The organism is Streptomyces sp. NRRL WC-3742 (assembly GCF_000720635.1).
In the GTDB taxonomy this organism is placed as follows: domain Bacteria; phylum Actinomycetota; class Actinomycetes; order Streptomycetales; family Streptomycetaceae; genus Kitasatospora.
Genome location: NZ_JOCF01000021.1, coordinates 1 through 13008, shown reverse-complemented (window position 1 = coordinate 13008; position 13008 = coordinate 1). Strand labels below are relative to the sequence as shown.

Below are 13008 nucleotides of genomic sequence, written 5' to 3'. Positions count from 1 at the left end.
CGCGGGGGCCGTCAGACGGCCGCGGCCTCCAGCGAGGCTTCGGCCGGCTTCTCGCCGGGGGCCGAGCCGCGCAGCGGCACCTGGCGGATGAACACCGCGGCGGCCAGCGCGATGATCGCCACGCCCGCACCCCACAGGAAGACGGTGTGGGTGCCGTTGGACACAGCGTGGTTGTAGGCGTCCTGAAGGTACTCGGGCTGCGTCCGCAGGTCGGCCATGCTCATCTGGCTCGGGTCCTTGAACCCGCCCTGCGGGATCGGCTTCCCGGCCAGCATCTCCTTCATGGTGTCCGTCACCCGGTTGTTGAACAGGGCGCCGAACAGCGCGACACCGAAGGAACCGCCGATGGTGCGGAAGAGGGTGGCGGTGGAGCTGGCCACACCCATGTCCTTGAGCTCCACGCTGTTCTGCGCGAGCAGCATGGTGATCTGCATCAGGAAGCCCATGCCGGCGCCGAGCACGACCATCCAGCAGGCCGAGGTGAGGCTGCTGGTTCCGATGCCCATGGTGGAGAGCAGGTACATGCCCCCGGTCATCACGATGGTGCCGATGATCGGGAAGATCCGGTACTTGCCGGTCTTGGTGACGACCTGGCCGACCACCAGGGAGATGACCAGCATGCCGAGCATCATCGGCATCAGCAGTAGACCGGAGTTGGTCGCCGAGGCGCCCTGGACCGTCTGCTGGTAGAGCGGCAGGAAGACGGTCGAGCCGAACATCACGAAGCCGACGACGAAGCCGATGATCGAGACCATCGTGAAGTTCAGGTTCTTGAACAGGCTCAGCGGCAGCATCGGCTCCTCGACCCGCTGCTCCACGTAGCAGAAGGCGATCAGCGAGGCGGCGGCGAGCACGCCCAGGCCGATGATGTGCTTGGAGCCCCAGGCGTACTGCTGGCCGCCCCAGGTGGTCAGCAGTACGAGCGAGGTGATGCCGGTGGTGAGCAGGATGGCGCCCAGGTAGTCGATCCGGGCGGTGCTGCGGACCTTCGGCAGCTTCAGGGTGACGACGACGACGGCGAGCGCGATCACGCCGAGCGGCAGGTTGATGTAGAAGGTCCAGTGCCAGCTCAGGTGGTCGGTGAGGAAGCCGCCGACCAGCGGGCCGCCGATGGTGGCCAGGGCCATCACCGCGGCGAACAGGCCCTGGTACTTGCCGCGCTCACGCGGCGGCACGAGCGCACCCATGATCGACATGACGCCGACCATCAGACCGCCGGCGCCCAGGCCCTGGAGGGCGCGGAAGCCGATCAGCTCGTTCATGGTCTGCGACAGGCCGGACAGCGCCGAGCCCACCAGGAAGATCACGATCGAGGTGAGGAAGGTGCCCTTGCGGCCGTACAGGTCGCCGAGCTTGCCCCAGATCGGGGTGGAGGCCGCCATGGCCAGGGTGTAGGCGGTGACCACCCAGGAGAGGTGCTCGGCGCCGCCGAGGTCGTGGACGATGGTCGGCATGGCCGTGCCGACGATCAGGTTGTCGAGCATGGCCAGCAGCATGGTGACGACCAGGCCGATCATCACGAGGCGGATCTCGCGGGGTGACCGCGGCTGCTCCTCCTCGGTCGCCTTGTCCTCCGGAACCGTGCCGGCGGTCTTGGACTGTGACATGCGGTGGGTCTCCCGGAGGTGTGGCGGACGAGCGTCGCGGCTGCGGCTCACTTACTTGTCGCCCGGCTAGTTTATCGATCGTCGGTACGGTAGGTTCTTTACTAGCCGGGCGTCAAGTTAGTTTCCCGTCCGGGCTCCCGGGCAGGGAGAATGAACCCGGGGCGGACGCCACCTGGAGTCCGCAGCAGTCACCGACGCAGCCAGAGGCAGGCCATGGGCACTCCGCACAGCCCCCGAAGCGACACCCGGGCGCGCATCATCGAGGTCGCCCTGGAGCTCTTCTCGGACCAGGGCTACGAGCAGACCTCGCTGCGGGAGATCGCCGACCGGTTGGGTGTCACCAAGGCCGCGCTCTACTACCACTTCAAGACCAAGGACGACATCGTCCTCGGCATCGTCGAGCGGATGTCCGTGCCGATCGACGAGACCATCGCGTGGGGCAGGGAGCAGACCTGGAGCCCCGAGGTGCGCGACGAGCTGATCAGCCGCTTCGCGGACGGCATGGCGGAGCGGGCGCCGCTGCTGCGCTTCTTCCACGAGAACCAGCCCGCGATGCGGGACTCCCCGGCCGGCCAGGCGTTCCGCAGCCGGATCATCACCATGATGCAGCTGGTGCACGGCCCGGACGCCGACTTCCACGACCGGCTGCGGGCCGCGATCTCGCTGTTCACCATCCACACCTCGCTGTTCCTGCTCCAGCAGGACGGCAAGGGGTACGGCGGCGAGGAGCCGGTCGAGAACGTCTGGGGCGAGCCGCCGCGCACGGTCGACTCCCTGGAGGAGGCCGTCGCCATCGCGCGGACGGTGTCCATGGAGATCGGCAGCCGGATCGGCGAGTCGGCCTCCCGGGCCGGCAGCTGAACCCGACGGCGGGTCAGAACGCCGTGACGCCGTGCGCGGACAGGTACGCGATCGGGTCGACCACCGCGCCGTAGCGGTTGCTGGTGCGGATCTCGAAGTGCAGGTGCGGCCCGGTCGAGTTGCCGGTGCTGCCCGAGTACCCGATCCGCTCGCCCGCCGAGACCCGCTGCCCGGCCGACACGGCGACGGAGGACAGGTGCGCGTACTGCGCGTAGTGCCCGTCCTCCAGCCGCAGCACGACCTCCTTGCCGTACGCGCCGTCCCAGCCGGCCGACACCACGGTCGCCCCGCCGACGGCCATCAGCGGCGTGCCCGGGGCGACGGCGAAGTCCACCCCGGTGTGATAGCCCGCCGCGTACTCGGAGTTGGCCACCCCGTACGGATTGCTGGTGGGCGCGTCCGGCGCCGGGGCCGACCACTCGGGCGCCGGTGCGGGCGCGGGTTCCGCCGGGGCCTCGGGTTGCGGCGCCGGTGCCGCAGCGGCCGCGGGTTCCACCGGCAGCAGGTTGGCGGCCACCGCCACGAACTGCTGCGCCGAGTCCACGTCGTCCGGCATCCTGTACGGGCTCGGCCCGGCGACCTGGACCAGCCCGGGGCTGGGCACCGCCGCCCGGGGCAGGGTGAAGGCCGAACTGCCGGGCGTGGTCGGCCTCACCGTCTGCGCGGAAGCACTGCCGGGCGAGGCCACCAGCAGGGCGCCGGCGAGCAGCACCGCCGCCGCCCCCGCGGAGGCCGCCGTGTGGTCCCGCTCGGCCCGCTGCGGGCCGTCCGGGAGCAGGGCGTGCCGCTGCGGCGCGGTGAGCGCGCGCAGCGCGGCGGCGAGGCGGCGCAGGGGCGGCCCCACGGGCGGGACAGTGGACATGGGCCGTACCTCACGGGTCGTACGAGGGCAGCACGAAGGGCCCGTTCGGGGCACGTGCTGAGCGAGCGGGGGACCACTCAGGTGTAACCGTCACCGAGCGGACTCCCAAACGCTGTGACCTACTACGGCGTGTAGTCAGCGGGGAGCCGGAGATTCAAGCCGACGGAGTAACGATCATGAAATCCGATCGTCGGCACGGGCCTGGGCCGTCCGGCGGCCCCCGGGGCCCACTACTACCGCCCCTCGTACCCGGCCCCGCCGCTGTGACCAGTGCCACCCGTCGCCGGGGTTTCGGGGCGCGGAAAGACGTCCGGCCCGCCCCCGCGAGTGCGGGGACGGGCCGGACGGAAGGTGATCAGCGGCACCCGGTCACCACAGGGTCACCGGAGTGCGGTCCGATCAGTAGTTGTCGACCGGACGGACGCGGATCCAGGTCTCCAGGTAGTTCGAGGACTCGTTCTCGACCTCGATGCTGGTGCCGGTCTTCGGCACGTCGACACCCGAGTACGGGTTGTCCTTCGTCCACCAGGACTTGAGGTCGTTGAACTCGTCGACGCCCTTGGCCTTCGGGACGATCGTCTCGACACCGTTCTTGTGCAGCGTCAGCGGGCCGACGCGGCGCGAGCCGAAGGTCGAGTCGAAGCCCTGCATGCGCGGACGCATCAGGGTGCCGTCCGACCACTTGATCGGGGTCGGGTGCGAGTCGACCGGAAGGATCAGGCCCTGGCCCGGGTGGGCGCTGACGTTGTTGTCGGTCTGGGACTCGTCCCAGAGCCAGATCAGCAGACCGGGCTGGTAGGCGTAGTGCTCGACCCAGTTCGCCTTGGCGGTGCCGAAGCCGAAGTTGTACGGGCCGGTCTTCAGCGTCTGGTCGAAGGACACGTACTGCCGGTTCTCCGCGATGTAGTACTGCGCGTAGTCCTTGGTGTACGAGCCGCCGAAGCGCTTGAAGCCGTCGGCCGCCCAGCCGTTGTCGCCGTTCTCGACGTCGTCACTGAAGACGGTGGCACCGTCGGCGACGACCGAGATGTTGTCGAGCGCGAGGCCGCGGTAGTGCAGGCCCCCGTCGGTGGTGTTGTGGTAGCGGAACTTGACGGCCTTGCCGGCGTACGCGTCCAGGTTGAACGACAGGTCACCCCAGGCGGCGGTCAGGCCGCTGAGGGCCGGACGGCCGTTCTCCTTGGGCAGCGCGGCGCCGTTCCAGGTGCCGTCCACGACGGTCCAGGTCTTGCCACCGTCGGTGGAGACCTCGCCGAAGGCGTAGTCGAAGTCCGGCTCCAGCTCGTACCAAGCCTTGGCGTTGACGCTGGCCTTGGTCTTGCCGGTCAGGTCGACGTCACGGGTCAGCGAGACGTTGAGGTTGTCGGCGCTGCCGCTCCACCACTCGTTGCTGCCGCCGAACGGCTTGTTGATCTCGGTGGTGATGCTCTTCTTCGGCAGGTCGACGATCAGCGCCTGCGGGAGCTTGGAGTTGTACTCCGCCGGGCCGATGTGGTGCGTCGACTCGGTGCCGGCCTTGGCGTGGTCGGCGTTCAGCCACCCGAGCTTGAACTTGCTCCAGGCGTCGAAGTCGTTCGGCATGTCGCCGATGCTGTCCTTGCCCTCACCGAGCCAGGAGCCGGAGGACATGATGGACCAGAAGCCGACCGAGTTGTCGATGCCCTTGCCGGCGGTGTCGTAGAGGTCCGGCAGACCGAGGTCGTGGCCGTACTCGTGGGCGAAGACGCCGAGGCCGCCGTTCTCCGGCTGCATCGTGTAGTCGCCGATCCAGAGGCCGGAGTTGCCGACCTGGACGCCGCCCAGCTTGTTGCCCTCGGGACCGGCCTGGCCCGTCAGGTTGCCGTAGACGTACGAACGGTGCGCCCACAGGGCCTTGTTGCCCTGCTTGCCGCCACCGGCCGACTTGTCCTCGCCGGCGTGCACGATCTGGAAGTGGTCGATGTACCCGTCGGGCTGGTTGAAGTTGCCGTCGTGGTGCGAACCGTAGCGGTCCCACTGGTCGTACTGCGCCAGGGTCGCCTTGATCTGGGCGTCGGTCTGACCCTTCGCCTGCTGGTCCTTGTACCAGATGTCGACGGCGTCGCGGATCAGGTCCTGCGCGCTGGGGCAGACGTTGGAACCGCAGTAGTCCGAGCCGTACCGGGCCTCGTTCCACGGAACCCGCACCCAGTCCGAGACCACGCCGTCGACCGAGTAGCGGCCCGAGGACTGCTTCTCGTAGTAGGTCTTCAGCGAGGGCTTGTCCTTGGCGAAGTACAGGTCCTGGTAGTGCGCCTGGTTGTAGTCGGCCTGCCAGGCGGTCGAGTTGTTGGTCGCGCGGTCCGGCTGCGCGATCTCGTTGTGCTTCGGACCGGCCTCGCCGCCGTACTTGACCTTGCCGTCGGGCGTCTTGGTGGTGTTGTCCACCTGGTCGCCGAAGTCGACGAGGATCGTGAAGATCTTGTCGGTGCGCTCGCGCTTGAGCTCGACGTACTTGTCCTTGCCGAGCTTCACGCTGGTCGAGCCGTTGTGCTCCTCGACCTGCGCGGACCCGTCGAGCAGCTTCTCGGTGGCGGCCTTCTGCTCGGCCTCCACCTTCGCGGTCAGCGGGCCCGGGATGTTGTGCTCGGTGTTGACGGCCTGAACGGCGTCAGCCGGGTCGTTCGGCACCGGGGCCGAGCCGGAGGCGACGGCGCTGCTCGGGAAGAGCCCCGCGCCGAGCGTGACTATGACCGCTGCCGCCGTGGCGATCGCAGCGGTTCTCCTGGTGTTGTTCAACGTTGTGACGTCCTCCCCGACCGGGGCCAGCTCTTGGCCAAAGCCCGGCAAACCAAAATGAAAGACAGGTGGACGTCATTTGATCCAAGCGTGCAGGGAAAAGATAGATCTTGACCGTGACATGGTCACAGCGCTATCCTCCCCGACTTCCCATCATCTGACCAAGTGTCAACCGTATAGACCTAAAAGCTGTCTGAGAAATGGGACGCATCCGTACCAACTGCCCCTGGCGGCACCCGGTCGGGCACGCGACGTTCCTCGCGGTCCGGGCACGGAAAACACCGAGCCCCCGGCGTTCAGGCCGGGGGCTCGGTGTTTGTGAAGTTGTCTGTTAAAAGTTGGTCTACTTCGTCAGGTCCGGACCTGACGAGGCGACCTCGGCGGGGGTGTCCGCGACGGCCGACTTCTCCTCGCCGCGGAAGGTGAACTTGGCTTCCTTGCCCTCGCCCTCGACGTCCACGACGACGATGTGGCCGGCCCGCAGCTCGCCGAAGAGGATCTTCTCGGAGAGGTGGTCCTCGATCTCGCGCTGGATGGTGCGGCGCAGCGGACGGGCACCCAGCAGCGGGTCGTAGCCGCGCTTGGCCAGCAGCTTCTTGGCCTCGACGCTGAGCTCCAGGCCCATGTCCTTGTCCTTGAGCCGCTCGTCCACCTTGTCGATCATCAGGTCGACGATCTTGATGATGTCTTCCTCGGACAGCTGGTGGAACACCACGATGTCGTCGACGCGGTTCAGGAACTCGGGGCGGAAGTGCTGCTTGAGCTCCTCGCCGACCTTCGCCTTCATCCGCTCGTACCCGCTCTGGGTGTCACCCGTGGCCGCGAAGCCCAGGTTGAAGCCCTTGGAGATGTCCCGGGTGCCGAGGTTGGTCGTCATGATGATGACGGTGTTCTTGAAGTCGACCACGCGGCCCTGGGAGTCGGTCAGTCGACCGTCCTCCAGGATCTGCAGCAGCGAGTTGAAGATGTCCGGGTGGGCCTTCTCGACCTCGTCGAAGAGGACGACGGAGAACGGCTTGCGGCGGACCTTCTCGGTCAGCTGGCCGCCCTCCTCGTAGCCCACGTATCCGGGCGGGGAGCCGAACAGCCGGGAGACGGTGTGCTTCTCGGAGAACTCGGACATGTCGAGCGCGATCAGCGCGTCCTCGTCGCCGAAGAGGAACTCCGCCAGCGTCTTGGACAGTTCGGTCTTACCGACGCCGGACGGGCCGGCGAAGATGAACGAACCGCCGGGGCGCTTCGGGTCCTTGAGGCCCGCACGGGTGCGCCGGATGGCCTGGGAGAGCGCCTTGATGGCGTCCTTCTGGCCGATGACGCGCTTGTGCAGCTCGTCCTCCATGCGCAGGAGACGGGACGTCTCCTCCTCGGTCAGCTTGAAGACCGGGATGCCGGTGGCGGTGGCCAGGACCTCGGCGATGAGCTCCTCGTTGACCTCCGCGACGACGTCCATGTCGCCGGCCTTCCACTCCTTCTCGCGCTTGGCCTTGGCCTGCAGGAGCTGCTTCTCGTCGTCGCGCAGGGACGCGGCCTTCTCGAAGTCCTGCGCGTCGATCGCGCTCTCCTTCTCGCGGCGCACGTCGGCGATCTTCTCGTCGAACTCGCGCAGGTCCGGCGGCGCGGTCATCCGGCGGATGCGCATTCGCGAACCGGCCTCGTCGATCAGGTCGATCGCCTTGTCCGGCAGGAAGCGGTCCGAGATGTACCGGTCGGCCAGCGTCGCGGCGGCGACCAGGGCGGCGTCCGTGATGGAGACCCGGTGGTGGGCCTCGTAGCGGTCGCGCAGACCCTTGAGGATCTCGATGGTGTGCGGCAGCGAGGGCTCGGCGACCTGGATCGGCTGGAAGCGGCGCTCCAGCGCGGCGTCCTTCTCCAGGTGCTTGCGGTACTCGTCCAGCGTGGTGGCACCGATGGTCTGCAGCTCGCCGCGGGCCAGCATCGGCTTGAGGATGCTGGCGGCGTCGATGGCGCCCTCGGCGGCGCCCGCGCCGACCAGGGTGTGCAGCTCGTCGATGAACAGGATGATGTCGCCGCGGGTGCGGATCTCCTTGAGGACCTTCTTCAGGCGCTCCTCGAAGTCACCGCGGTAGCGCGAGCCGGCCACCAGGGCGCCCAGGTCCAGCGTGTAGAGCTGCTTGTCCTTGAGCGTCTCCGGGACCTCGCCCTTGACGATCGCCTGGGCCAGGCCCTCGACCACGGCGGTCTTGCCGACGCCGGGCTCACCGATCAGCACCGGGTTGTTCTTGGTGCGGCGGGACAGCACCTGCATGACCCGCTCGATCTCCTTCTCGCGCCCGATCACCGGGTCGAGCTTGGCCTCGCGGGCGGCCTGGGTGAGGTTGCGGCCGAACTGGTCCAGGACCAGCGAGGTCGACGGGGTGCCCTCGGCGGGCCCGCCGGCCGTGGCCGACTCCTTGCCGCCGCTGGTCTGGTAACCGGAGAGCAGCTGGATGACCTGCTGGCGCACCCGGTTGAGGTCGGCGCCCAGCTTCACCAGGACCTGGGCGGCGACGCCCTCGCCCTCGCGGATCAGGCCGAGCAGGATGTGCTCGGTGCCGATGTAGTTGTGGCCGAGCTGCAGGGCCTCCCGGAGCGAGAGCTCCAGGACCTTCTTCGCCCGGGGGGTGAAGGGAATGTGACCGGACGGGGCCTGCTGGCCCTGGCCGATGATCTCCTCGACCTGCTGGCGCACGGCCTCAAGGGAAATCCCGAGGCTCTCCAGGGCCTTGGCGGCGACGCCCTCGCCCTCGTGGATCAGACCCAGGAGGATGTGCTCGGTGCCGATGTAGTTGTGGTTGAGCATCCGGGCTTCTTCCTGAGCCAGGACGACAACCCGCCGCGCGCGGTCGGTGAACCTCTCGAACATCGTTTATCGCTCCTCAGAGCGGTCGGGCAGTTCGGGGTCCGTCCCCGCCCTGTCCTTCCGCATGCTAGTCCCGCTCAGCGGCGCGGCCCACGGATTCACTCCCCGGTAGAGGAGCGAGATGCTGCGCGACCAGCCGACACCAATCCCAACCTGATGCTGGGAATCGGTGTTCCCACAGGTGGGCCGGATGCACCGGAATCCGCTACGCCATCGGCGAACAAGAGCCGCCGGGGCGGAGCCGGTCCGGCCGCGGCCGGTCGCCCATACTGCCCCTGGACGGCTCCGAGAACCCGTCCACCTGCATTCATACCCGGTATCGGGGCGGTTCTCGCGCAGTTTCCGGGGTGGCGGTGTTCGCCTGGCGAGAAGTCGGGCCGCGATCACGGCCGTTCAACCTCTCCGGAACGGTCCGTACGCCATCCCGGGGGTGCCCGCGTTACCGCTTCGCCCCTACAGCGTTGCACAGCTCGTGATTGTTCCGCCGCCCGAGACCGGCTCCGGGACCGCCCCCGGGACCGGCCTCGTGACCGCCCCCGGGACGGTGCCCGCGACCGGCTTCGCCCCAGCGCCCGGGCCCGCGCACGCCGCAGGGCGCGGAGGAGGTCCCTCCGCGCCCCGCACGTCTGTCATGGGCGCCGCTCACGGCCTCCGGAGCCCCGCACCCGCTCCGGCCGGCCCGCGGCGCCGGGGTCAGGACGCGTTGGCCTTGTCGTAAGCCTCGCGCACCAGACTCGGCACACGGCCGCGGTCGTTGACCTCCATGCCCTGCTCCTTGGCCCACGCGCGCACCTTCGCGGTGTCCGGCGCGCTGCCCGCGGCGGGGCGCTGCACGGCGTTGCGGCCCGGACGGCGGGCGCCGGCCAGCCGACCGCTCTGCTTGCGGCCCTTCTCCACGTACGGCGCCAGCAGACCGCGGAGCTTGTCCGCGTTGGCGCTCTTCAGATCGATCTCGTAGGCAACGCCGTCGAGCGCGAACGTGACCGTCTCGTCCGCCGAGCCGCCGTCGAGATCGTCTTCAAGAATGACCTGCACCCTCTGTGCCACGGGCTTCCCTTTCCGCTAAACGACGCATTGCCTAAGGAAAGGAAAGCGCCTTTCTCCGGAAAACACAAACCCTTGACCGGCGCGGAGCCCCTCAGAGGTGCAGCAGCATGCGCGAGTTGCCCAACGTGTTGGGCTTCACCCGCTCCAGGTCCAGGAACTCGGCGACACCTTCATCGTACGAGCGGAGAAGTTCTTCATAGACGTCCGTAGCGATGGCCGCCGGGTCAGCGGTAGTCTCTTCCGCTTCGTGAAGCTCGCCGATCTCGACGAAACCGTGTTTCGCGAAGAAGGACACCTCGAACGTCAAGCAGAAAATCCGACGGACACCGAGCCAGCGCGCCGTCTGCAACAGCTTCTCCAGCAACAGGTGCCCGACGCCCGTTCCGCGGCAGGACGGATCGACCGCGAGCGTGCGGACCTCCGCGAGGTCCTCCCACATCACATGGAGTGCTCCACAGGCCACCACGGTTCCGTCGTCGTCGCGTTCCGCGACCCAGAACTCCTGAACGGATTCGAACAGTGTGACTGTGGGCTTGTCCAGCAGAATGCCGCCGCGGGCATAGGTGTCGATGAGGCTGCGCACGGCCCGTACGTCGGTGGTCCGCGCACGGCGGATGGTGACCTCCATGGGCGGGACGTTATCGCGTCGCGCCCGGCTCGGTCTCCCCGGTATCCAGAGCGGCCACCCGCAAGGCGTCGCGCAGGGCCTCACGCTGCTCGGGCGACATCAGGCCGAAGAAGTGCACCAGGGCCGCCGCCGGATTGTCACTGGTGGCCCAGGCGTCGTTCATCAGGGCCGCCGTGTAGGACTCTCTTGACGAGACGGGTTCATATCGATAGGCCCGGCCGACCCGCTCGCGCCGGAGCCAGCCCTTTCTGTGGAGCTTGTCCAGGACGGTCATCACCGTCGTGTACGCGATTTCGCGTTCCGACTGCAGATCCAGGAGAACCTCGCGAACCGTCACCGGTCGGTTCCACCGCCACACCCGGGTCATGATGGCGTTCTCAAGTTCGCCGAGTTGCCGGACCATAGTGCGGCCAGGATAGGGAGTGAATGGGGCAAATCTTGTGAAGTGCGCCAAACCGGCGCGCCGCCACCCCCGGTAATCGGGAATGGCGGCGCGGGGGTCGTACGGGAGCGGCTGACGGACGTCAGTCGGATCAGTCGACGTCTTCCTTGGCCTTCTGGGCCCCACCCTGGCTGCGGATGATGGCCCGCACCAGGAATCCGAAGCCGATCGCCATGACCAGCGGCGGCACGATCGCGCTGACGTAGTCCATCAGGTCACTCCTCCTCGGTCTTCTCCGCCGACGCGGCGGAAGCCTTCGGCTCCGGCTTCACCAGCGGGAAGAGCACGGTCTCCCGGATGTTCTTGCCGGTCAGCAGCATGATCAGGCGGTCCACGCCGAGGCCCAGGCCACCGGTCGGGGGCATCGCGTACTCCAGGGCGCGCAGGAAGTCCTCGTCCACCTGCATCGCCTCGACGTCGCCGCCGGCCGCCAGCAGGGACTGCGCGGTGAGGCGGGCGCGCTGCTCGACCGGGTCGACCAGCTCCGAGTAGGCGGTGCCGATCTCGGTGCCGAAGATGACCAGGTCCCACTTCTCGGCCACGCCCGGGACCGAGCGGTGCTGGCGGGTCAGCGGGGAGACCTCGGTCGGGTAGTCCTTGATGAAGGTCGGCCGGACGGCGTTCTCCTCCAGCAGGCGCTCGACCATCTCCAGCACGATCTGCCCGTGGCCCCACTCCTTCTCGAAGGGGATGCCGTGGGCGGTGGCGAGCTTGCGCAGCTCCTCGACCGTCGTGTCCGGGGTGACCTCGACGCCCAGGTGGGCGGAGATGCCCGGGTAGACGGAGACCTCCTCCCACGGCTCGGCCAGGTCGATCTCGTGCTCCACGCCGTGCGCGTCCACGCCCGTGATCACGGTGGTGCCCAGGGCGTCCCGGGCCGCGTTGACGATCGTCGCCCGGATCAGCTCGGCCTGGGTGTCGTAGTCGCCGTACGCCTCGTACGACTCCAGCGAGGTGAACTCCGGGTTGTGCGTGGAGTCCGCGCCCTCGTTGCGGAAGTTGCGGTTGATCTCGAAGACCTTCTCCGCGCCGCCGACCACGAGCCGCTTGAGGTACAGCTCGGGGGCGATGCGCAGGTAGAGGTCGATGTCGTACGCGTTGATGTGCGTCCTGAACGGGCGGGCGTTGGCGCCGCCGTGCACCGGCTGCAGCATCGGGGTCTCGACCTCGATGTAGCCGCGGTCCTCGTAGGTGCGGCGGATCGAGCGGACGACCTTGCTGCGCAGGTGGAGGATCTCGCGCGCCTCGGGGTTCACGATCAGGTCGACGTAGCGCTGGCGGACCCGGGCCTCCGGGTCGGTCAGGCCCTTGTGCTTGTCCGGCAGCGGCCGCAGGCACTTGGCGGTGAGCTCCCAGCGGTCCACCATCACGGACAGCTCGCCGCGCTTGGAGGTGATGACCTCGCCCTCGACGCCCACCTGGTCGCCCAGGTCGATGTCGGTCTTCCACGCCGCCAGCCGCTCGGCGCCCAGCTTGTCCAGGGAGAGCATCACCTGGAGGTCGCCGCTGCCGTCGCGCAGGGTGGCGAAGCACAGCTTGCCGCCCGTACGGGAGAGGATCACCCGGCCGGTGATCCCGGCCCGCTCGCCGGTGGCGGTGTCGGGCTCGAGGTCCGGGTGCTTGGCGCGGAGGTCCGCGATGGTGCTGGTGCGGGGGAAACCGACCGGGTACGGGTCGACACCGGCCGCCCGGAGTCGGTCGAGCTTCTCGCGCCGGACGCGCATCTGCTCGGGAAGGTCGTCGGTCGCGGGAACAAGGCTCTGATCGCTCACCCCACAAGGGTAGCCAGCCCCACACCGTGCTCCGCGCCCGGATGAACCCCCGAGGGGAGACCGCGCCGGATGCACGGTCTCCCCTCGGCGGGCTGTGGGCGGGGTCAGCCGGTGCCGGTGGCGAGTTCGACGTCCTCGGGGGTGGTGTCGGCCGGGGGCTGGGGTGTGGTGG

9 protein-coding genes are annotated in these 13008 nt (G+C 68.5%); 1 reads left to right on the top strand and 8 read right to left on the bottom strand.

Features of this window, described 5'->3' with window-relative positions; genetic code table 11:
* Positions 1 to 11: 11 nt before the first annotated feature.
* Positions 12 to 1607, bottom strand: a complete 1596-nt coding sequence (locus IH61_RS0113895) for an MDR family MFS transporter (protein ID WP_031069349.1) — start codon at positions 1605 to 1607, stop codon at positions 12 to 14.
* A 213-nt stretch (positions 1608 to 1820) separates the two neighbouring features.
* On the opposite strand from IH61_RS0113895, the gene IH61_RS40865 reads away from it, so the two are divergent.
* Positions 1821 to 2468: a TetR/AcrR family transcriptional regulator gene (locus IH61_RS40865; RefSeq protein WP_051836999.1), complete on the top strand. Its 648-nt coding sequence runs from the start codon at positions 1821 to 1823 to the stop codon at positions 2466 to 2468.
* 13 nt (positions 2469 to 2481) lie between these two features.
* Here the strand turns inward: IH61_RS40865 and IH61_RS48480 are convergent, their stop codons facing one another.
* The 7 genes from IH61_RS48480 to lysX form a co-directional block, all read right to left on the bottom strand.
* Positions 2482 to 3330 carry a M23 family metallopeptidase gene (locus tag IH61_RS48480; protein ID WP_051836998.1) on the bottom strand — a complete coding sequence of 283 codons (849 nt, stop codon included), beginning with the start codon at positions 3328 to 3330 and terminating at the stop codon, positions 2482 to 2484.
* Between the two features lie 399 nt (positions 3331 to 3729).
* Positions 3730 to 6087 carry an immune inhibitor A domain-containing protein gene (locus IH61_RS0113880; RefSeq protein WP_037972604.1) on the bottom strand — a complete coding sequence of 786 codons (2358 nt, stop codon included), beginning with the start codon at positions 6085 to 6087 and terminating at the stop codon, positions 3730 to 3732.
* 343 nt (positions 6088 to 6430) lie between these two features.
* On the bottom strand, positions 6431 to 8950 hold the full coding sequence (locus IH61_RS0113875) for an ATP-dependent Clp protease ATP-binding subunit (RefSeq protein ID WP_031069344.1): 2520 nt from the start codon (positions 8948 to 8950) through the stop codon (positions 6431 to 6433).
* Between the two features lie 690 nt (positions 8951 to 9640).
* Positions 9641 to 9994 (bottom strand): histone-like nucleoid-structuring protein Lsr2, encoded by a 354-nt coding sequence (locus tag IH61_RS0113870; protein WP_031069343.1) that lies wholly within the window; start codon positions 9992 to 9994, stop codon positions 9641 to 9643.
* A 91-nt stretch (positions 9995 to 10085) separates the two neighbouring features.
* Positions 10086 to 10622 carry an amino-acid N-acetyltransferase gene (locus IH61_RS0113865; protein WP_031069341.1) on the bottom strand — a complete coding sequence of 179 codons (537 nt, stop codon included), beginning with the start codon at positions 10620 to 10622 and terminating at the stop codon, positions 10086 to 10088.
* Positions 10623 to 10632: 10 nt separating this feature from the next.
* Entirely contained in the window at positions 10633 to 11025 is a 393-nt protein-coding gene (locus IH61_RS0113860) for a BlaI/MecI/CopY family transcriptional regulator (protein WP_031069340.1), read from the bottom strand.
* A gap of 254 nt (positions 11026 to 11279) precedes the next feature.
* The gene (gene lysX / locus IH61_RS0113850; RefSeq protein WP_078911078.1) at positions 11280 to 12836 is read right to left on the bottom strand and encodes a bifunctional lysylphosphatidylglycerol synthetase/lysine--tRNA ligase LysX; all 1557 of its coding nucleotides are present in this window, start codon (positions 12834 to 12836) and stop codon (positions 11280 to 11282) included.
* Between the last annotated feature and the right edge of the window lie 172 nt (positions 12837 to 13008).

What these genes read in the sequence shown, in the direction of transcription:
- IH61_RS0113895 (WP_031069349.1), bottom strand. Translation starts at nt 1,607, where the DNA reads ATGTCACAGTCCAAGACCGCCGGCACGGTTCCGGAGGACAAGGCGACC.
- IH61_RS40865 (WP_051836999.1), top strand. Translation starts at nt 1,821, where the DNA reads ATGGGCACTCCGCACAGCCCCCGAAGCGACACCCGGGCGCGCATCATC.
- IH61_RS48480 (WP_051836998.1), bottom strand. Translation starts at nt 3,330, where the DNA reads ATGTCCACTGTCCCGCCCGTGGGGCCGCCCCTGCGCCGCCTCGCCGCC.
- IH61_RS0113875 (WP_031069344.1), bottom strand. Translation starts at nt 8,950, where the DNA reads ATGTTCGAGAGGTTCACCGACCGCGCGCGGCGGGTTGTCGTCCTGGCT.
- IH61_RS0113865 (WP_031069341.1), bottom strand. Translation starts at nt 10,622, where the DNA reads ATGGAGGTCACCATCCGCCGTGCGCGGACCACCGACGTACGGGCCGTG.
- IH61_RS0113860 (WP_031069340.1), bottom strand. Translation starts at nt 11,025, where the DNA reads ATGGTCCGGCAACTCGGCGAACTTGAGAACGCCATCATGACCCGGGTG.